Origin of the sequence: Crocosphaera sp. UHCC 0190 (assembly GCF_034932065.1) — a bacterium.
In the GTDB taxonomy this organism is placed as follows: domain Bacteria; phylum Cyanobacteriota; class Cyanobacteriia; order Cyanobacteriales; family Microcystaceae; genus UHCC-0190.
Map to the genome: position 1 here is coordinate 68,687 of NZ_JAYGHP010000012.1, position 19,724 is coordinate 88,410.

Genomic DNA, 19,724 nt, shown 5'->3' on the forward strand with positions numbered 1-19,724 from the left:
CAGCGATCGCTGATGACAATAAAAGTTACAAAATTAACTTAACATAATTGTCTCCTGATGCCCTACAATATAAACCCATGAAGACTCTATTTTCTCTCCCAAACATCCCCTCTTGCGCGTGGAAGCATCCTATCGGTCAAGGATGGGATAACCCCTACACCGTGCGTTATGCTAGTAATTTAGATGATGGCCCCTGGCATGGAATGCCCCTCGGTGGGTTTGGGGCCGGTTGTATTGGCCGTTCCCCTCGCGGTGATTTTAACCTTTGGCATTTAGACGGGGGAGAACATATTTTTAAAAGTATCCCATCTTGTCAGTTTAGTATCTTTGAACAACTAGAAGATGGTACGGCCCAAGCTTATGCTTTATCGACGGAACCACCCACCGATAAAACTCTATCCCGTTGGGCCTGGTATCCCAAGGAAAAGGGAACTTACCATGCTCTTTATCCCTGTAGTTGGTATCAGTATGAAGGGGCTTTTCAATCAACCATAATTTGTGAACAATTTTCCCCTATTATTCCCAATAATTATCAAGAAACCAGTTATCCGTTAGGCATTTTTGAATGGACGGTTCGCAACCCTACGGATAAACCCATTACCCTCAGTATTATGTTAACTTGGCAAAATATTGTCGGGTGGTTTACTAATGCTATTAAATCTCCGGAAATTACGGTTAGGGATGATGGCAGTCCTGAGTATGAATATCAACCCAGATGGGGTCATAGTACAGGCAATTTTAATCAGTGGGTACAAGATAATTTTCGGGTCGGTTTCATTCTTAATCGTCTACAACCTCATGAAAGAGTTCAAGAGGGAGAAGGACAGATTTGTATTGCCAGTGTAACTAATCCTAGTGTTGAGGTTTTTTATCTGGGAAAATGGAATCCAAGCGGTGATGGTTCTGAGGTTTGGGACTATTTTGCCATGAATGGGTCATTGCCAGATCAAGAAGATGAAACACCGGCCGAACCGGGGGAACAAATTGCCGCAGCGATGGCAATTCGGTTTACCATTAAACCAGGTAGAACTAAGAAAATTCCCTTTATTTTAGCTTGGGATTTACCAGTCACAGAATTTGCCCCAGGTGTACAATATTTTCGCCGTTATACTGACTTTTTTGGTCGCAATGGACAGAATGGTTGGGCTATGATAAGAACGGCCTTAAAACATTCCGATGTGTGGCGAGATAAAATCGAAGAATGGCAGTCTCCTATTTTAAAACGGGATGATTTAGCCGACTGGTTTAAGATGGCTTTGTTTAATGAATTATACTTATTAACAGATGGGGGAACCCTATGGACAGCAGCATCGGAGAATGACCCAGTGGGACAATTTGGGGTCTTAGAATGCTTGGATTATCGTTGGTATGAAAGTCTCGATGTTAGATTATATGGATCATTTGGGTTGTTGATGTTATGGCCTCGTTTAGAAAAAGCCATAATGGAAGCATTTGCACGGGCAATTCCGAGTAGTGATGATACTATTCGGATTATTGGTTATAATCAGGCCGAAGGGTTACGGAAAACTAAGGGAGCAACCCCCCATGATTTAGGTGCGCCGAATGAGCATCCTTGGGAAAAAACCAACTATACCAGTTATCAAGATTGTAATCTTTGGAAGGATTTAGGGAGTGATTTTGTCTTACAAGTTTATCGTGATTTTGTGTTAACTGGGTCAACGGATATTGAGTTTTTATGGGAATGTTGGGCAGCGGTTCCAGAAACCCTAAATTACCTCAAAGAATTCGATTTAGATAATGATGGTATTCCCGAAAATTCTGGCGCACCAGATCAAACATTTGATGACTGGGAATTACGGGGTATTAGTGCTTATTGTGGCGGATTATGGATTGCTGCTTTAGAAGCGGCAATAAAAATAGGAGAAATCCTTTTAGAAACCCCTACTAATAATCCACAATTAGAACCAGAAAATTATCCCGAATCAATCCAAGAACACCTTACCAATTATCGTCATTGGTTACAACAATCACGCTCAATTTATCACCAAACTTTATGGAATGGACAATACTATAAATTAGACAGTGAAAGCGGTTCTGATGTGGTAATGGCAGATCAATTATCAGGTCAATTTTATGCCCGTTTATTAGCCTTACCAGATGTGGTTGAACAACCTTATGCACTTTCAGCTTTAAAAACCGTTTATGAGGCTTGTTTTTTGAAGTTTCAAAACGGAAAGTATGGGGCAGCAAATGGCATGAAACCCGATGGAACCCCAGAAGATCCAAATTCAACCCATCCCCAAGAAGTTTGGACAGGAATTAATTTTGGTTTGGCAGCGTTTCTGATACAAATGGGGATGAAAGATGAGGCGTTAAAATTAACTGAAGCAGTGGTTAAACAAGTGTATGAAAATGGTCTACAGTTTCGGACTCCTGAAGCAATCACCGCAGTGGGAACTTTTCGGGCCTGCCATTATTTACGCGCTATGGCAATTTGGGGGGTTTATTATCAATTATCATAAATATGTTCAAATTTAACTAACTATATAGTTTTAAATTAAATCTATATACAAATAAAAACCACCCTAGTTGCAGGGTGGAGGAGGTCATCTGGTACATCTGAGGAGGAAATCTCTGATGTAGGGAAAACTGAAATTGTTGTTACCCTTAATATCTCATGTTTGTTGCGGTTGAGACTTCATCTAGTTGGGTGAACTAACAGGTCAAAAATGAGGCGACAACGAGATAATTATCAAGAATTCATGACAGCAACTAGGCTTTTTTTTCTGTATGAATGCTATTGCCGAGAAGGGGATTAGAGAATTGCGTCCCTAATAAGTAATTGAAAAATAAACCTGTGGTACTCAGAAAGGCAAGAATAACAACGGTATCAAATATTACTCTTTTGATAGACATAGCTTCTCACTCCCGATTTCCTATCAATGTATTTCTCGTCCACATCTGCTAATATACGCTGAAACTTTGGGTAATTTCTTCATCCATCTTGGGTGTTTCCGTATCACCTAAACGGGTGATTTCAATGGCCGTTAGTAGGGGTGAACGACTGGCCCTAGGATGATTTCAAGGTTTTAGGGACTTTCACGCCTAATAAAATCGCTCTAGTTGCCATAAAACTAGACAAGGCCAACCACAGTAAATTACTATCATGACATCGCCAGGCAATCACAGCGATGGGAACAAACCCGAAAAAAGTTGACCCCAAGGCAGTATTGCGTAACATAACCCCTTCCGCTAATCCGATAAAATACCCATCTAAAATAAAGGCAATGGAACCAAAACCCAGTACAGGTAAGAGCCAAACAACATAAGCACTAAGATCGGGTAAAATTTCTTGATGATTGGTTAATAGACTAAATAAGGTTTCAGGAAATAGTACAAAAATACTGGCTGCACCTAGTCCAACAAAAAAGCTGATAATTCCTGATAATTTTAACAGAGGAATTAATTGATGATGGGTTCCTTGTCCTTTGAAATTACCGGCTAAAGATTCCGTCGCAAAAGCTAAACCATCTACTAAATAAACAGCTAGAGAAAATACTTGTAAAAGCACAGCATTTTCCGCTAAAACGAGGGTTCCCATGGCTGAACTAACACTGGTAAATAATGAAAAGGCAGACAATAAAACTAAGGTACGAATAAACAAATCTCGATTGAGCATTAAATTATCTTGTGCCTTCTCAAAATTCAGGTTTTTACTGACATTTTTTAGTTCAGTCCAGTTAACTTCTAATGCTACTAAAATTAGTCCGATAGCACACATTAAAATTTGACTGAGGGATGTCGCTAAACCTGCGCCGCCACTTTCCCAACCCCAGCGAATAATTAATAAATAGTCTAAGATAACATTGGCTCCATTGCCAATCAAAGACATTAGTAAAACTTTGCTGCTTTGTTCTTTCCCTAAAAACCAACCAATGATCACAAAATTAAGAAGAACGGCCGGCGCGCCCAAAATACGCAGATCATAGTAGGCATGAGCCGATGCTTTCACCGCAGGGGCAGCACTTATTAGAGTAAATCCTAGCCAACCTAAAGGGTATTGTAAAGCAAGAATTGTCACTCCTAAGATTAGGGCTAATAACCCATTTCTTAACAAGACTAATAAGACTTCTTCGTCGTTTTTTGCCCCGACACCATGAGCCGTTATTCCTGTGGTGCTAGTGCGTAAAAATCCTAAAGCCCGATAGAGATAATTAAATAAAATTGTCGCTAACGTGACTCCGGCTAAATGATGAATTTCTCCTAAATGCCCTAAGAAAGTTACACTCAGTAACCCCGATAAGGGAACCATCAAGTTAGATAGGATATTAATTAGGGATAACCGCAGAAAACGTAAGGAAAAAGACGGTAAATTGAGGATATTGAGTCCAAGATTTTTATTCAGCCCAAGAGAGGCTATTTTTAGCGGAGATTCCATCAAGTTTGCCTAAGTTAACAGTGAACTTAAAATATATTTTTATGATTTCTTTATTGAGTTTAATTTTAGCTTAAGGTGGCAGAAAAACGATAGCCTGTTTGCCCAGGTCAAAAAACTTGGGTCTGTCAGGTCATGGGGTTTACTTATCGGTAATTTAGGGATATAATTAGAGACTGTGTCTTTCAAGACCTAAGCGAAATGATAGCGTTGTCGGAGGAATAGATTTGTGACTCAGCGTACCCTAGGGGGAACCAAACGTAAGCAAAAAAGAACGTCAGGATTTCGGGCGCGGATGCGAGCGACTAATGGACGGAAAGTGATTCAAGCGCGGCGGAAAAAAGGACGGCATCGGCTATCGGTATAATGATCAAAACAATGATCAAATCGGTTCCCGTCGTCAAAGCCCCCCTTAAACTAGCGTGGGATTACCAAAACACAACCGCCTGAAGCAGCCCAAGGCGTTTCAGGCTGTTTACAGTCAAGGAAAACGGTATCAAAGTCATCATCTCGTCTTACGGGTTTTACCGCAAACAAACCCAGAAAATAAGACAATACCGACCCAATTTGGCATTGCCGTCAGTCAGAAGGTTAGTAAGAAAGCTGTCATCCGCAATCGTCTAAAACGTCAGATTAGGGCAGCAATTCGTGTTTTACTCCCTAGTGTTTCGCCAGGGTATCGCATAGTCATTGGCATTAAGCGTAATGGAATAGAGTGCAAATATGAACATTTTTTGCGAGAATTAAAAGAGTTGTTAATTAACGCTGAGATTATTCATGGGCATAAGAGAGAACACATTTTATGAAGGGCCCCCCCATATTGGGGATTTAATCATTAATATATTGCTAGGATTTACGGTGATCTGTTTACCCTTAACCATTGGAGCCATTGTACGAGCTATATGGTTACGGTATCGCATTACTGACCGTCGGATTTCTATTACTGGGGGTTGGATGGGACGCGATCGCACCGATATTATTTACGGCGAAATTGTTAAAATGGTAAAAATGCCCCGTGGTATTGGTTTATGGGGAGATATTGTTGTCACCCTCAGAGACAAAAGTCGCTTAGAAATGCGTGCAGTTCCCCAGTTTCGTGAAATATACGACTACATGGCTGAACGAGTCGCCGACAAAACGGGCAAATCCGTCGAGGCTATTACCAGCTAGTGCCGCTGCGCGGAAGTCAAAAGGCAAAAGGCAAAAGGCAAAAAGATGGATTAGTAAGGATTTGAGAATTTTGCAACTGGCGGGTTATTTTCGCCAACCTGCACTAGTTAAGGAATTGCCATAAAGTCAACCCATAACCCGTAGGATAATTATACCTATGGGTTATTTATTTTAGTAAAATATGCACTATACAGAAAATAAAAGGTGTGAAGAGATTTATGGCCGTTCAATTACGACAAGCACTGCAAGTAGGAACCTACATTATTAGTCAACGGTTAAGTGGTCGTCAACGCTTTCCTCTGGTGTTGATGTTGGAACCCTTATTCCGTTGTAATTTAGCTTGTTCGGGGTGTGGCAAAATTCAGCATCCCCCTGATATTTTAATGCGTAACCTCACCCCTGAAGAATGTTTTAAGGCAGTTGAGGAATGTGGAGTCCCTGTGGTGTCTATTCCTGGGGGAGAACCCTTGCTTCATCCCCAAATTGATGAAATTGTTCAAGGATTGGTAAAACGCAGAAAATTTGTTTATCTTTGTACCAATGCTATTCTTTTAGAAAAAAGTTTAGATAAGTTTGAACCCTCTCCCTATTTAACCTTTAGTGTTCATTTAGATGGGTTGCGGGAACATCATGATAAATGTGTTGACCGTCAAGGGGTATTTGATAAGGCAATTTCTGGCATTAAAGCAGCCAAAGCAAAAGGGTTTCGGGTAACAACAAATACAACGGTATTTGAAGGCACTGACCCTAAAGAAATGCAGGAGTTCTTTGATTTTCTGGAAACTTTGGGAACCGATGGCATGATGATTTCTCCTGGGTATAGCTATGAATGGGCCCCCAATCAAGATAATTTCTTGAAACGGGAACAGACTAAAGCTTTATTCAAAGAAATTTTAATGCCTTGGAAGCTCGGTAAAAAGCGTTGGAATTTTAATCATAATCCTCTCTTTTTAGATTTTCTCTTAGGGGAAAAGGATTATGAATGTACCCCTTGGGGAAGTCCTAGTTACAGTGTTTTGGGTTGGCAAAAACCCTGTTATCTTCTCAATGAAGGCCATTATCAAACCTTTAATGAGTTGATGACAGAAACCCAGTGGGAAAATTATGGAAATAAAAGCGAAAACCCGCAATGTGCTGACTGTATGGTACATTGTGGATATGAACCAACGGCGGCGGTTGATGCTATGAAACCAGCTAATATGGGACGCGCTTTGGGAAGTATTTTGAGTGCTTAATTAGGGAAAACTTACCCATAGATTCTATCTGTAGGGGTAATTCATGAATTACCCCTACAAGATCTATTAATATTCTAGACAAATCATTGCTTAAATTAATCCTTAATCTCCTATGACAACCACATCTATTTTAACCCTCAGTCTCGAAGATTTTCTAAATAAACCCAATATTGATGAATCTCCTGCTTGGGAATATATTAACGGTAAAATGTTACAAAAACCTATGCCCCAAACTCATCATAGCCGACTACAACTTAAATTAGCAACTGCTATTGAGTTAGTGGCTGAATCTAATCAAATTGCTCTTGCTTTTCCTGAATTACGTTGTACTTTTGGCGGTCGTTCTATTGTACCAGATATTGCCGTCATTCTCTGGGATAAAATACCTTTTAATGAAGCAGGAGAATCTGAAAATAGTTCTTTTTTCTCTGCACCTGACTGGACAATAGAAATCCTTTCTCCTAAGCAAAATTCAACCAAAGTCATCGATAATATTCTACATTGTTTAGAATATGGCAGTCAATTAGGATGGTTAATTGATCCTGATGAAAGATCAATTTTAGTGTTTCAACCTCAACAAACTCCCAAAATTTATAAGAGCAATTTATCAGAAAATGAAACGGCTCAGCAAACTTTACCTATTTTAGATACAATCGATCTTAGGATAACAGCCGAGCAATTTTTTGGCTGGCTAAAAATGAACCCCTAACCATTGATTTTGAGGAAAGATTATGATTGATTTTATTAAAATTATTGCGTCTGAATTATCCATTAAACCTCAACAAGTTAAAAATGCTCTTGACTTATTAATAGAAGGGGCAACTGTTCCCTTTATTGCTCGTTATCGGAAAGAAAAAACAGGTTCTCTTGATGAGATTCAGATCAGAGATATTGGAGAAAGTTATAATTATTTAACAGAATTAGAGAAAAGAAAAGAAACAATTCTAGCAGCAATTGAAGCACAAAATAAACTCACAGATGAACTAAAAAAACAGATAGAGTTTTGTTTGTCAAAAACGGAACTGGAAGACTTATATTTACCCTATAAACCCAAACGAAGAACCAAAGCAACAGTAGCAAGAGAAAAAGGATTAGAACCCTTAGCAGAATTAATAAAATCTCTTAATAATCCAACAGCAAAACCTTTATCCTTAGAAGTAGAAGCAAGTAAATATATTTCTGAAGAAACAGGAATTACAACCCTTGAAGAAGCACTTCAAGGTTCATCAGATATTTTAGCAGAAGAAATAGCAGAAAAAGCCAATTTAAGGGCTTATATTCGAGAGTATTTAATAAAAAATGGGGTCTTTACTTCTAAGATCAAAAATGATTATCCTGAAGGCACTACCAAATATGAAATGTATCGTAATTTTCAGGCAACTGTGACTAAAATAGCTCCTCATAACATCTTAGCATTGTTTCGGGGAGAAGCAGAAAAAGTCCTCTCTTTAGACATTGATTTTGATGAATCTTTGGTTATTGATTATTTAGCGTCTCAAGAAATTAAAACAAAAACTCCTCAAATTAAAGCATTTTACCAAGGAATGATTAAAGATGCTTTTAACCGTTTAATGAAGCCTTCCTTGCTCAGAGAAGTGCGTTCAGATCGCAAAGCTTGGGCAGATTTGGAATCCATTAAAACTTTTGAAATTAACTTAAGAGAATTACTCCTATCTTCCCCCGCAGGAATGAAACCAACTTTAGCAATTGATCCAGGATTTCGCACGGGTTGTAAGGTAGCAGTTTTATCAGAAACCGGAAGCTTTTTAGAGTATCAAGCTATCTTTCCCCATACGGAAGAAGGAAAACGCAAAGAAGCAGAAATAACCTTGAAAAATTTAATTAAAAAGTATAAAATAGAGTTAATTGCGATTGGTAATGGAACCGCTTCCCGTGAAACAGATCAATTTATCGCTGAGGTTATTAAACCCTTAGAAAATAAACCGATTCAAGTGATTGTTAATGAATCTGGGGCCTCTATTTATTCTGCAAGTGATGTGGCGAGAGAAGAATTTCCTGACTTAGATATTACCGTGAGAGGGGCCATTAGTATTGGTAGAAGATTACAAGATCCTTTAGCTGAATTAGTAAAGATTGATCCAAAATCTATTGGCGTTGGACAATATCAACATGATGTAGATCAAAAGTTATTAAAAAAGAACCTAGAGGAAACAGTAGAAAGTTGTGTTAACTATGTGGGAGTAGACTTAAATATGGCTTCTAAACAACTCTTAACCTTTGTATCGGGAATTACCCCAACTATTGCGAATAATATTGTGAGTTACCGTGAGCAAAATGGAGCCTTTAAGAACCGTAAAGAGTTATTAAAAGTTGCTAAATTAGGGGCAAAAGCGTTTGAACAAGCAGCAGGTTTTTTAAAAATTCGGGGAGGCAATAACCCCTTAGATAATACTGCAGTTCATCCTGAAAGTTATCCCGTAGTTGAAGCAATTATGAAACAATTAAATGTTCCTATATCCCAAATTACTGAAGCAAGTTCTCGTCTCAAATCTTTAAATCTTCAGTCCTTTGTTACGGATACCATTGGTTTACCAACCCTGCAAGATGTGATGGCAGAATTAGAAAAACCAGGCCGAGATCCGAGGGAAGAATTTCAATATGCAACCTTTAAAGAAGGAGTGACAGAAATTAGTGATTTAACTGAGGGAATGCTCTTAGAAGGAGTAATTACTAATGTAGTCAATTTTGGGGCATTTGTTGATATTGGGGTTCATCAAGAAGGGTTAATTCATATCTCTCAACTGGCAAATCATTTTGTGAGCGATCCCAAACAAGTTGTTAAGGTGGGGCAAGTGGTTAAGGTTAAAGTTTTAGAAGTAAATGAAAAGTTAAGACGCATTAGTTTATCAATGAAAGAAGTTAACTAAGTTAAAGTTATTTTTAAGAAAAATAACAATATATTCTCTGCCAGAATAGCTTCAGTTATAATTAATTGAGGTGAAGCATTAAATGGTGAAAAAATGAAAATTTCATTAAGTAAAAATCAACAAGAAGAGTTAAGAAAGTTTTTTAGAGAAGTTGATAAGGACAATAATGGTAAAATTGATCAACAAGAATTAAGACAATTATTAGAAACTGTCTGGGGACAAGCAGCAGAAATTGATATTACCTTAGCGATTCAATCAACTTTTAAAAAATTTGACCTTAATCAAGATGGTTTTATTTCCTTTGAAGAGTTATATATATCCTAATCTTTCCTCTGCCAAAGCTGTTGCTAACCCTTGGGGTAAGCTTTCTAGTTTCGCATTCGTTTCCGTTGCTGAAAAAGGGGAACTAAAGGTATAACAGGGATCACATTCTCCATCGTCATACACTTGAATAACCCATTTATCCGGCAAGTCTTTAACGGCAACCTCTACAATATACCACCATTTATCATCAATTTTACGTGAATTATTGATCATTAACCAGTCTTTTTCTTGGTTTGAGAGTTCCCATTCTTCCATCACAAATTTAATGGCTTTTTGTTCCGCATCAGATAAGGAAATTATCACTAATTTTCAACCTCATTGATTTTTTCAAATTCCCAGTGGTTAGCATCAATTTCACTTAACAATGCGTCAAGTTTTTGCTGCGCTTCTTCCCTGGATTTTGCTTTAATAGAAAAACAAGCACTGACAACAATGTCATAGAGTTTGTCAGGATTAAACGGTTGGATAACGTGTTTCATAGAACTCAAGAGTTAGGTCATAGGTTTGAGGGATGAACTATAACCCTAATATTTGCAATATTACGTTAGAGACTAATGATTTATCTATAAAATAAATATTAATATTCAACCTATATTTTCTGGTAATAATAATAATTAGAATAGAAATATTAACTTAATCTTAAAAAAAACCTATAGTAAGACATGACACGGTTATGGATTACAAAAATGCGAGATAATGGAGAGTACGTCTCAATTTTACCACCCGTAACGAGATATAATGCACCCCGCAGGACAATAACAATTTAGATTAAATTCAAATGCGAACTCATTATTGTAACGACTTAAAGGCAACGGATATTAAGAAAACTGTCACCCTATTTGGCTGGGTTGATCGCCGACGGGATCACGGAGGAGTGATCTTCATTGACTTGCGCGATCGCACGGGAATTGTGCAGATTGTCAGCGACCCTCAACGTACTCCTACATCTTACCCCATCGCTGAGACGTTGCGGAATGAATATGTGGTTAAAATTATCGGACGGGTGAGTTTGCGTCCCCCAGAGTCCCTTAATACGAAAATTGCGACGGGAGAAGTGGAAATATACGCTGAGTCTATTGAGTTGCTAAATGGGGTCAATAAACAACTACCTTTTGTCGTTTCTAGTTTAGAAGCAGAGTTGGTCAGAGAAGAAATTCGTCTCAAATATCGCTATTTAGACTTAAGACGCGATCGCATGGCCAAAAACTTACAATTACGTCATGCTGTTGTTAAAGCAATGCGTCGTTATCTCGAAGATGAACAGCAGTTTATGGAGATAGAAACCCCCATTCTCACCCGTTCTACTCCAGAGGGTGCGAGAGACTATTTAGTACCTTCCCGTGTTAACCCTGGACAATGGTATGCTTTGCCTCAGTCTCCTCAATTATTTAAGCAATTATTGATGGTTTCGGGATGCGACCGTTACTATCAAATTGCAAGATGTTTCCGTGACGAAGACTTACGGGCCGATAGACAGCCTGAATTTACCCAATTAGACATGGAAATGAGTTTTATGTCTGAGAATGAAATCTTGGAACTCAACGAAGGATTAGTTTGTCATATTTTTAAAACCGTCAAAAATATTGATTTACCTCGTCCTTTTCCTCGTCTTACTTATCAAGATTCGATGGAAAAATATGGAAATGACCGCCCAGATACAAGATTTGGATTAGAATTAGTTGACGTTTCTGATATTGTCCAAGATAGCGGTTTTAAAGTATTTTCTGGGGCGGTAAAAAGTGGGGGTAAAGTAAAAGTTTTACCGATTCCTAATGGCAATGATGCTATTTCCAATGTTCTCATTAAACCAGGAGGAGACTTATTCAAAGAAGCTACGGATGCTGGGGCGAAAGGGATCGCTTATATTCGGGTTAAAGACAACAATAAAATTGATACCATTGGGGCGATCAAAGATAATTTAACCGAAGAACAAACCGCAGAGTTATTAACGAGAACAGGGGCAAAACCTGGTCATCTTTTACTATTTGGGGCCGGAGATACGGACACAGTTAATAAGTCTTTATCTCGCCTAAGATTAGTCGTGGGACAGAAAATGAACTTAATTGATCCTGATAAAATTAACTTACTTTGGATCACTGAGTTTCCTATGTTTGAATGGAATGGAGATGAAAAACGTTTTGAAGCCCTTCATCATCCCTTCACAGCCCCTAATTTAGCAGATTTAGATGATTTAACAACTGCTAGAGCGCAAGCTTATGATTTAGTCTACAATGGGGTAGAAGTCGGGGGCGGAAGTCTACGGATTTATCAAAAAGATATCCAAGAAAAAGTGTTTTCTACCATTGGTTTATCCATTGAAGAAGCTTACAATAAATTCGGCTTTTTATTAGAAGCATTTGAATATGGAACGCCGCCCCATGGAGGAATTGCCTACGGGTTAGATCGGTTAGTTATGTTATTAGCAGGAGAAGACTCTATCCGTGATGTAATAGCCTTTCCCAAGACTCAGCAAGCAAGTTGTTTACTGACAGAAGCCCCCGCTTCGGTTGAAGGTAAACAGCTAAAAGAACTGCACGTTGCTTCAACTTATAAACCGAAAAAGAAAGAAGGTTAGAATATCAAAATATACCAAGTAGGGACGTTGTATACAACGTCCCTACACCAACAACAACTAACCATTAATGTTCTATGACTTGTTCCGTTGACAACAGTAATAAACTCGCATTTATTGATGATGCGCTCATCGAAAGAGCGAAAATGGGTCATCTGAGAACCTTGCAAAATATTATCCCACAAGATGCAGTTTTTGTTGTCAAAAATGGTCAAACTTTACTTAATTTTAGCTCTAATGATTACTTAGGACTTTCTAAACATCCTGCTCTAATCAAAGGGGCCCAAGACTATCTTAACCGATATGGAACGGGAGCGACAGCTTCTCGTTTAGTGGTAGGAACTTATGACATTCATCAACAATTAGAAGAGAAATTAGCTAAACTTTGCGGTAAAGAAGCAGCCTTGTTATTTAACACAGGATTTCAAGCCAATTCTACGATCATACCTTCATTAGTTGATCAAAAGTCTCTGGTATTATGCGATCGCCTGGTTCACAATAGCATCTTACAGGGAATTCTTCTCAGTGGGGCCCGTTGGACGCGCTATAAACACAATGATTTGGGTCATTTGAATACGTTACTTAAAAAAGCCATTTTTCAAGGCTACAATCGCATTTTAATTGCCACTGAGACAGTATTTAGTATGGAGGGAGATCAAAGTGATGTTGATAGTTTGATTGATTTATCTCAACAATATAATACACTGCTTTATTTGGATGATGCCCATGCTTTAGGTATCATGGGAGAGCAGGGAATGGGACTGACTGCCCATAAGCCAGGAATTGATATTAGTATTGCTACGTTTGGCAAAGCATTTGGATCTTTTGGTGCCTTTATTACTGCTTCTAAACAGATGTATGATTACCTAATTAATTGTTGTCCTGGTTTCATTTATACGACTGCTTTACCACCAGCAATTATTGGGTCAATTAATACAGCACTTGATTTAATTCCTACCTTAGAGAAAGAAAGAATCTATCTCAAAAAACAGGTTAATTATTTACAGAATAAACTTAGGAATTTAGGATATCAAGTTATTAATTCAGATGCTCCTATTATTCCCGTAATTATTGGAAATGAAACTAAAACCTTAAACCTATCACAATATTTGGAAAAAAATAACATCTTAGCAACCGCTATTCGACCCCCAACAGTTCCCCCAAATACTTCTAGAATTCGTTTTGTTTTATCAAGTCAGCATACAAAAGAACAGATTGATTATCTGATTGAAACACTTAAAAAATGCCATGAACATTAAAGGAGAAATTATCACTTATCATGGTTGGGGGTTTGATAAAAGTTGCTGGAATAATTGGCAAGAAACCTTATCAAAAGACTATCAATTTAAAGTTTTTGAGCGGGGATATTTTGGGGATGAAATTCTACACAAATTTGATAATGATGGGACTAATAAGATTATTTTTGCTCACTCCTATGGATTACATTTATGTCCCCAAGAACAATTAGAGAAAGCAGATTTGCTGATACTTTTTAGTAGTTTTGATTATTTTCATCCTTATCATGAAAAACAACAGAAACGCTCAAAATATGCCCTGGAATTGATGATTAATGAATTTCAAGAACATCCTCAAAAAGTATTAGAAGCATTTCATAAAAAATGTTTTTATCCCTTACCCTATATTCCCAATAATCATTCAATTATTCATTGGGATAAATTATCTCAAGATTTAATTGCTTTAGACTCATCTCAAATTAATTTAGAAATCCTCAAAAAAGTTCCAGAAATTTATATAATTCAAGGGACAAAAGATCGGATTCTTTCTCTATCTCATGCCCAAAAATTTGCTAAAAAATTAAGTAAGAATAGTCAATATTATGAAATTGAAGGAGTTGGTCATACCTTACCCTTCACGGATATGAAGTATTGTTTACCCATTGTTAATCAAGCATTAGGAGAAATCAAAAATCATGGGAAAACTTGAAATAATATCATCTTGTAAAAAAGAAAAAATTGCTGATAATTTTAGCAAAGGTGTTATCCATTATTTAGAACATTCTCAAGTACAAAAAGAATGTGCAAATAAGTTATTAAATATCATCAGAAACCTTAATAATTTAATTCCTGACGGGTCAATTTTAGAGATTGGGTGTGGTACAGGTTTTGTGACTCAAGGACTAATTAAACAGTTTTCTAACCGATTTCTAGATATTATAGATATATCCCCACAAATGTTAAACTACTGTCAAGAAAATCTAGAGATTTCTGATACACAAAGAGAATTAATTCAGTTTGAAGAAATAGATGGAGAGAAATTAGACAGAGAGAATAATACTTATGCTGCCATTATTAGTAGTTTTACTGTTCAATGGTTTCAGGATATTGTTCATAGTTTTAACCGTCTAATTAAAACACTGAAACCTGGGGGAATATTATTAGTTGCTTTTCCTAATGATCGCTGTTTTCCTGAATGGAAAAATGCTTGTGATGCGTTAAATTTACCTTTTACTAGAAATCAATTACCTAATCGAATAGAATTAATAAACAATCTATCAATAGAGAATATTAAAACCTATTTTTATGAAGATAAAATCACGATCAATTATACAAATTCGAGTGATTTTTTTAGAAGCATTAAAGTTATTGGTGCGGGACTTAATTTGAATGATAAAAAATTATCAATTCCTGAAATGAAACAATTAATCAATTATTGGAATAATCATAGTAATTTAGATGGTATTGAAGTAACTTATCATGTTACATTGTTAGTGATTACAAAAGTTTCGTAGGGTGGACAAGATACAATTATCACAGTAAAATATTAGTATTTGGTTAGTCTTATCCACGTTACCATTAAAAATTAGTTAATTATTGGAGTAAATATCAATTATGTGCCGAAAATTTATTGTAGTAACCATTCTGATCTCTTGTCTTTTCTTTTTTCCAAGCTTTTCAATGGATGTAATTGCTTTTGAGACACATAGTAACAACCTCAATTTATCCCTGAAATCGAGTGACACACAAGACAGAGAAATGAAAGCTGAGAAGTCTGAAAAAGAAGATAATAAACAATCCCAGAAAAAACAATGGCAGTTTACAGATACCCCACAAGAATTTCTCGAACAACAACCTAAGTCACAACGGATGGAGGAAATGAAAAGCCAAATAGAACAATCTAGTTCAGCTGTTCAAGGAACTGAGGAAAGTTCGACAATGTTAAATAAACAGAACTCAGAATTTTAGTTCAATGATCTTAACTAGATACTCATATTTTATATCATACATTCTATATTGCTTATGATAAAAGACCTGGGCTTAATGGTATTAAGCCCCTACATAAATCCTATTGTATGCTAACAAAATTTTTTAATCATGATCGATTTTTCGTCAATTTTGGGAATAAGTTTATATCTAAATATAATTCATATTGCAGATTATTATTACAATAGGTTAAAATTCATATATACTCTAAAGTCAAATGCGATCGCTTATGGAAACCCAAGAATTAAAAAACCTGATCAAAGAAAGCGTTAGAGAAGTTTTGAGAGAAGAAAGGTTATTATTATGTAATATGTTAATGCCTTACGTTAGTGATCAAGAACAACAGGAACTTGATACGGAACTAGGTAAACCCCAAGACTACGAAAACGAAGAACTAACCGATATGACTGACTGGCTAAAAAATGACCCTTAAATTTCGCAAAAATGCAGTCAAATTTCTGGAATCTCTTGATGAGAAAACAAGAGAAAAAATTCGTCAAAAAATAAAAATACTGGTTTATTCTGTTGATCATCAAGCAATTATCCCTTTTAATGATCTAGACATTAAGAAAATGAAAGGAAATTGGGAAGGGTTTTATCGGTTACGTATTGGTACAATTAGAGTTATATTTACCGTTGATTTAACATCAGGAAATATCGAAGTTTATAGGATTGGTTTTAGAGGTGATGTTTATCAATGAATGATCTTAGCTAATCTATCGACCAAATATTGCAAAGTATTGTTACAACAGATTACAATAGCTTGCCAAGACGACGTAAAACCCTAAAATAGCAAAACCCTAATAACCGATATGCCTAATTTGGATATTACCGCCAATCAAACTAAAACAAACGATAATAACCCCAATATTCTCGAAAATCTACTCACTTCTACTGACACCTTCGTTAAGCGACACATCGGCCCCAATAACGAAGAAATTGATATAATGCTCAAGGTTTTAGGATTTTCTACCCTAGACCAACTCATTGATGCCACTGTACCCCAAGCTATCCGCCTAAGTAAACCCCTGAATTTACCAGCAGCACAAAGCGAATACGCTGCATTAGCTCAATTAAAGTCAATTGCCTCCAAAAATCAGATATTTCGCTCCTATATCGGCATGGGCTATCATGACTGTATCACACCCCCCGTTATTCAACGTAATATATTAGAAAATCCAGGCTGGTATACTGCTTATACCCCATATCAAGCCGAAATTGCCCAAGGAAGGCTAGAAGCTCTCCTAAACTATCAAACTATGATAGTAGAGTTAACCGGACTTGAAATTGCTAACGCTTCCTTATTAGATGAAGGGACAGCCGCAGCAGAAGCCATGACCATGAGTTATGGTCTATGTAAGAACAAAAATGCTCATTCCTTCTTTGTTTCCCGTCATTGTCACCCCCAAACCATCGAAGTGATTAAAACGCGGGCGTATCCATTAGGAATTGATATTATTATCGGGGATCATCGCTTCTTTGAATTCGATACAGAGATATTTGGCGCATTATTACAATATCCTGCCACTGATGGCACAGTTTACGACTATCGCAGCTTTATCCAAACTGCCCATGACAAAGGTGCATTCGTTACCGTTGCGGCTGATATCTTAAGTTTAGCTTTACTCACACCCCCTGGTGAATTTGGGGCTGATATTGCTGTAGGAAGCACACAACGCTTCGGTGTACCCTTGGGATATGGTGGCCCTCATGCAGCCTATTTTGCTACGGGAGAAGCCTATAAACGGCAAATACCAGGGCGTATTGTCGGGGTGTCCAAAGATGCACAGGGTAAACCTGCCTTAAGATTAGCACTGCAAACCAGAGAACAACATATTCGCCGCGAAAAAGCCACCAGTAATATTTGTACTGCCCAGGTTTTATTAGCAGTTATTGCGGGAATGTATGGGGTTTATCATGGGCCAGAAGGCATTAAAAATATTGCTCAAAGAATACACCAATTAACCGTAATTTTAGCGGCAGGATTAAAAAGTCTTAACTACACAGTTAATGATGAACCCTTCTTTGATACCGTTAAGATTGGGGTGGGTGATGCCAGTGCTAAAGCCGTCATTCAAGCAGCCGCAACCCGTAAAATCAACTTACGACTATTAGATGAAGGTATCATCACTATTAGTTTAGATGAAACCACCACAGTCCATGATGTGATTGAATTATGGCAAATTTTCGCTGCAAAAGATAACTTACCTTTTAGCTTTGAAGAAATTGTCAATCAAGTTAAATTTGACTTTCCTATTTTCTTTAAACGTACCTCATCTTATCTAACTGATTCCGTTTTTAACTGCCATCATTCCGAAAGTGAATTACTGAGATATTTACATCAGTTAGAAAGCAAAGATTTAGCCTTAAATACCTCCATGATTCCCTTAGGATCATGTACTATGAAGTTAAACGCAGTAGCCGAAATGATGCCCGTAACTTGGCCCGAATTTGGTAAACTTCATCCTTTCGCCCCCTTATCTCAAACTGAAGGCTATCAAATGCTGTTTCAACAGTTAGAAAATTGGTTAGGAGAGATAACCGGATTTGATGGCATTTCTTTACAACCAAATGCAGGATCTCAGGGTGAATATGCCGGGTTACAAGTCATCCGTCAATACCATGAAAATCGGGAAGAAATTAATCGTAATATCTGTTTAATTCCTGAATCTGCTCATGGAACAAACCCCGCAAGTGCAGTTATGTGCGGGATGAAAGTCGTTTCTATTAAATGCGATGACGATGGTAATATTGATATAGAAGATTTAGCCAAAAAAGCAGAAAAACACGCTCAAAACTTAGGGGCCTTAATGGTAACATATCCTTCCACTCATGGCGTATTTGAAGAAGGAATTGTTGAGATTTGTGACATCATTCATCGTCATGGTGGACAAGTCTATATGGATGGTGCGAATATGAATGCTCAAGTCGGGTTATGTCGTCCCGCAGACTTTGGGGCCGATGTTTGCCATCTCAACTTACATAAAACCTTCTGTATTCCTCATGGTGGGGGTGGCCCAGGCATGGGGCCTATTGGGGTTAAATCTCATCTGATCCCCTTCTTACCCAGTACCAACGTAGAAAAATACACCAACCCAATTGATAACAATGGTAAACCAGATTCATCAATTGGGGCAATTTCCGCCGCCCCTTGGGGTAGTGCCAGCATCTTAGTCATTTCTTGGATGTATATAGCCATGATGGGGACGGAAGGGCTAACTGAAGCGACAAAAATTGCTATCCTCAACGCCAATTATATGGCCCATCGGTTGGCTGATTATTATCCTATTTTGTTTAAAGGATCATCTGATTGTGTGGCCCATGAATGTATCATTGATTTGCATCCTCTGAAAAAACGGGCCGGAGTGGAAGTCGAGGATATTGCTAAGCGGTTGATGGACTTTGGGTTTCATGCGCCAACAGTTTCCTGGCCTGTTATTGGTACCATGATGATAGAACCCACAGAAAGCGAAGATTTAGCCGAATTAGACCGTTTTTGTGAGGCAATGATTACAATTTACCATGAAGCAGATGCGATCGCCAATGGTCAAATTGATCCCAAAAATAACCCCTTAAAAAATGCGCCTCATACCGCACAAACTCTAATTTGTGATGAGTGGAATCATCCTTATTCTCGTGAAAAGGCAGCTTATCCGGCCCCTTGGACGAAGGAACATAAATTCTGGCCCGTTGTGGGACGTATTGATAATGCTTACGGGGACAGAAATTTAGTTTGTTCTTGTGAAGGAATGGACGCTTATAAGGAGGGTTAAAACCCTAGGGGTCAACGGCCGTTGACCCCTGCATAAATGATTAATTGCTATTAAGTTTATTCTGATGATTCTGATCATTTTTAATTCAGTTTGGGGAATACTTTAAATATCTTCTTAAATTTATTTAAGTGATGGGATATTTGAG

20 protein-coding genes are annotated in these 19,724 nt (G+C 37.6%); 16 read left to right on the forward strand and 4 right to left on the reverse strand.

Translation table 11 applies throughout. The annotated features are described in order from the left end of the window. Positions 1-77: 77 nt before the first annotated feature. Positions 78-2,483, forward strand: a complete 2,406-nt coding sequence (locus VB715_RS16400; protein WP_323302294.1) for a GH116 family glycosyl hydrolase — start codon at positions 78-80, stop codon at positions 2,481-2,483. Between the two features lie 250 nt (positions 2,484-2,733). On the opposite strand, the gene VB715_RS16405 is transcribed toward VB715_RS16400, so the two are convergent. Further along, positions 2,734-2,877 carry a hypothetical protein gene (locus VB715_RS16405; RefSeq protein WP_323302295.1) on the reverse strand — a complete coding sequence of 48 codons (144 nt, stop codon included), beginning with the start codon at positions 2,875-2,877 and terminating at the stop codon, positions 2,734-2,736. 154 nt (positions 2,878-3,031) lie between these two features. Beyond that, positions 3,032-4,399, reverse strand: a complete 1,368-nt coding sequence (gntT, locus tag VB715_RS16410) for a guanitoxin biosynthesis MATE family efflux transporter GntT (protein WP_323302296.1) — start codon at positions 4,397-4,399, stop codon at positions 3,032-3,034. A 226-nt stretch (positions 4,400-4,625) separates the two neighbouring features. On the opposite strand from gntT, the gene rpmH reads away from it, so the two are divergent. The 7 genes from rpmH (at position 4,626) to VB715_RS16445 (ending at position 10,013) form a co-directional block, all read left to right on the forward strand. Then, positions 4,626-4,763, forward strand: coding sequence for a 50S ribosomal protein L34 (gene rpmH, locus VB715_RS16415; protein WP_323291868.1), 138 nt, complete (start codon positions 4,626-4,628; stop codon positions 4,761-4,763). A gap of 55 nt (positions 4,764-4,818) precedes the next feature. Further along, positions 4,819-5,202: a ribonuclease P protein component gene (gene rnpA, locus VB715_RS16420; RefSeq protein ID WP_323302297.1), complete on the forward strand. Its 384-nt coding sequence runs from the start codon at positions 4,819-4,821 to the stop codon at positions 5,200-5,202. Then, positions 5,174-5,566 (forward strand): PH domain-containing protein, encoded by a 393-nt coding sequence (locus VB715_RS16425; RefSeq protein WP_323302298.1) that lies wholly within the window; start codon positions 5,174-5,176, stop codon positions 5,564-5,566. The genes rnpA and VB715_RS16425 overlap by 29 nt, the downstream gene beginning before the upstream one ends. Positions 5,567-5,784: 218 nt before the next feature. Then, positions 5,785-6,801 carry an adenosyl-hopene transferase HpnH gene (gene hpnH / locus VB715_RS16430; protein ID WP_323302299.1) on the forward strand — a complete coding sequence of 339 codons (1,017 nt, stop codon included), beginning with the start codon at positions 5,785-5,787 and terminating at the stop codon, positions 6,799-6,801. Between the two features lie 112 nt (positions 6,802-6,913). Then, positions 6,914-7,510 carry a Uma2 family endonuclease gene (locus tag VB715_RS16435; RefSeq protein ID WP_323302300.1) on the forward strand — a complete coding sequence of 199 codons (597 nt, stop codon included), beginning with the start codon at positions 6,914-6,916 and terminating at the stop codon, positions 7,508-7,510. Between the two features lie 22 nt (positions 7,511-7,532). Further along, complete coding sequence (locus VB715_RS16440; protein ID WP_323302301.1) at positions 7,533-9,689, forward strand: Tex family protein; 2,157 nt, start codon at positions 7,533-7,535, stop codon at positions 9,687-9,689. A gap of 93 nt (positions 9,690-9,782) precedes the next feature. Next, positions 9,783-10,013: an EF-hand domain-containing protein gene (locus VB715_RS16445; RefSeq protein ID WP_323302302.1), complete on the forward strand. Its 231-nt coding sequence runs from the start codon at positions 9,783-9,785 to the stop codon at positions 10,011-10,013. Here VB715_RS16445 and VB715_RS16450 read toward each other — a convergent pair. After that, the gene (locus tag VB715_RS16450; RefSeq protein WP_323302347.1) at positions 9,999-10,313 is read right to left on the reverse strand and encodes a hypothetical protein; all 315 of its coding nucleotides are present in this window, start codon (positions 10,311-10,313) and stop codon (positions 9,999-10,001) included. The genes VB715_RS16445 and VB715_RS16450 overlap by 15 nt on opposite strands. 2 nt (positions 10,314-10,315) lie before the next feature. Further along, positions 10,316-10,492: a hypothetical protein gene (locus tag VB715_RS16455; protein WP_323302303.1), complete on the reverse strand. Its 177-nt coding sequence runs from the start codon at positions 10,490-10,492 to the stop codon at positions 10,316-10,318. A gap of 299 nt (positions 10,493-10,791) precedes the next feature. On the opposite strand from VB715_RS16455, the gene aspS reads away from it, so the two are divergent. The 8 genes from aspS (at position 10,792) to gcvP (ending at position 19,579) form a co-directional block, all read left to right on the forward strand. Beyond that, a complete protein-coding gene (gene aspS / locus VB715_RS16460) occupies positions 10,792-12,588 on the forward strand; it encodes an aspartate--tRNA ligase (protein WP_323302304.1) in 1,797 nt (598 codons plus the stop codon). Between the two features lie 74 nt (positions 12,589-12,662). After that, positions 12,663-13,844: an 8-amino-7-oxononanoate synthase gene (locus tag VB715_RS16465; protein WP_323302305.1), complete on the forward strand. Its 1,182-nt coding sequence runs from the start codon at positions 12,663-12,665 to the stop codon at positions 13,842-13,844. Then, positions 13,834-14,529 carry an alpha/beta hydrolase gene (locus tag VB715_RS16470; protein WP_323302306.1) on the forward strand — a complete coding sequence of 232 codons (696 nt, stop codon included), beginning with the start codon at positions 13,834-13,836 and terminating at the stop codon, positions 14,527-14,529. Before VB715_RS16465 ends, VB715_RS16470 begins: the two co-directional genes overlap by 11 nt. Beyond that, on the forward strand, positions 14,516-15,334 hold the full coding sequence (locus VB715_RS16475; RefSeq protein ID WP_323302307.1) for a methyltransferase domain-containing protein: 819 nt from the start codon (positions 14,516-14,518) through the stop codon (positions 15,332-15,334). Before VB715_RS16470 ends, VB715_RS16475 begins: the two co-directional genes overlap by 14 nt. 166 nt (positions 15,335-15,500) lie before the next feature. Further along, entirely contained in the window at positions 15,501-15,788 is a 288-nt protein-coding gene (locus VB715_RS16480) for a hypothetical protein (protein ID WP_323302308.1), read from the forward strand. Positions 15,789-16,035: 247 nt separating this feature from the next. Next, a complete protein-coding gene (locus VB715_RS16485; RefSeq protein WP_124971481.1) occupies positions 16,036-16,239 on the forward strand; it encodes a hypothetical protein in 204 nt (67 codons plus the stop codon). Next, positions 16,229-16,507 (forward strand): type II toxin-antitoxin system RelE/ParE family toxin, encoded by a 279-nt coding sequence (locus VB715_RS16490; protein WP_323302309.1) that lies wholly within the window; start codon positions 16,229-16,231, stop codon positions 16,505-16,507. The genes VB715_RS16485 and VB715_RS16490 overlap by 11 nt, the downstream gene beginning before the upstream one ends. Before the next feature lie 111 nt (positions 16,508-16,618). Then, positions 16,619-19,579: an aminomethyl-transferring glycine dehydrogenase gene (gene gcvP, locus VB715_RS16495; RefSeq protein ID WP_323302310.1), complete on the forward strand. Its 2,961-nt coding sequence runs from the start codon at positions 16,619-16,621 to the stop codon at positions 19,577-19,579. The last annotated feature ends 145 nt before the right edge of the window (positions 19,580-19,724 follow it).

What these genes read in the sequence shown, in the direction of transcription:
- VB715_RS16445 (WP_323302302.1), top strand. Translation starts at nt 9,783, where the DNA reads ATGAAAATTTCATTAAGTAAAAATCAACAAGAAGAGTTAAGAAAGTTT.
- gcvP (WP_323302310.1), top strand. Translation starts at nt 16,619, where the DNA reads ATGCCTAATTTGGATATTACCGCCAATCAAACTAAAACAAACGATAAT.
- VB715_RS16405 (WP_323302295.1), bottom strand. Translation starts at nt 2,877, where the DNA reads ATGTCTATCAAAAGAGTAATATTTGATACCGTTGTTATTCTTGCCTTT.
- VB715_RS16485 (WP_124971481.1), top strand. Translation starts at nt 16,036, where the DNA reads ATGGAAACCCAAGAATTAAAAAACCTGATCAAAGAAAGCGTTAGAGAA.
- VB715_RS16400 (WP_323302294.1), top strand. Translation starts at nt 78, where the DNA reads ATGAAGACTCTATTTTCTCTCCCAAACATCCCCTCTTGCGCGTGGAAG.
- VB715_RS16465 (WP_323302305.1), top strand. Translation starts at nt 12,663, where the DNA reads ATGACTTGTTCCGTTGACAACAGTAATAAACTCGCATTTATTGATGAT.
- VB715_RS16455 (WP_323302303.1), bottom strand. Translation starts at nt 10,492, where the DNA reads ATGAAACACGTTATCCAACCGTTTAATCCTGACAAACTCTATGACATT.
- VB715_RS16490 (WP_323302309.1), top strand. Translation starts at nt 16,229, where the DNA reads ATGACCCTTAAATTTCGCAAAAATGCAGTCAAATTTCTGGAATCTCTT.
- VB715_RS16475 (WP_323302307.1), top strand. Translation starts at nt 14,516, where the DNA reads ATGGGAAAACTTGAAATAATATCATCTTGTAAAAAAGAAAAAATTGCT.
- hpnH (WP_323302299.1), top strand. Translation starts at nt 5,785, where the DNA reads ATGGCCGTTCAATTACGACAAGCACTGCAAGTAGGAACCTACATTATT.
- aspS (WP_323302304.1), top strand. Translation starts at nt 10,792, where the DNA reads ATGCGAACTCATTATTGTAACGACTTAAAGGCAACGGATATTAAGAAA.
- VB715_RS16435 (WP_323302300.1), top strand. Translation starts at nt 6,914, where the DNA reads ATGACAACCACATCTATTTTAACCCTCAGTCTCGAAGATTTTCTAAAT.
- VB715_RS16440 (WP_323302301.1), top strand. Translation starts at nt 7,533, where the DNA reads ATGATTGATTTTATTAAAATTATTGCGTCTGAATTATCCATTAAACCT.
- VB715_RS16480 (WP_323302308.1), top strand. Translation starts at nt 15,501, where the DNA reads ATGGATGTAATTGCTTTTGAGACACATAGTAACAACCTCAATTTATCC.
- gntT (WP_323302296.1), bottom strand. Translation starts at nt 4,399, where the DNA reads ATGGAATCTCCGCTAAAAATAGCCTCTCTTGGGCTGAATAAAAATCTT.
- VB715_RS16470 (WP_323302306.1), top strand. Translation starts at nt 13,834, where the DNA reads ATGAACATTAAAGGAGAAATTATCACTTATCATGGTTGGGGGTTTGAT.
- VB715_RS16425 (WP_323302298.1), top strand. Translation starts at nt 5,174, where the DNA reads ATGGGCATAAGAGAGAACACATTTTATGAAGGGCCCCCCCATATTGGG.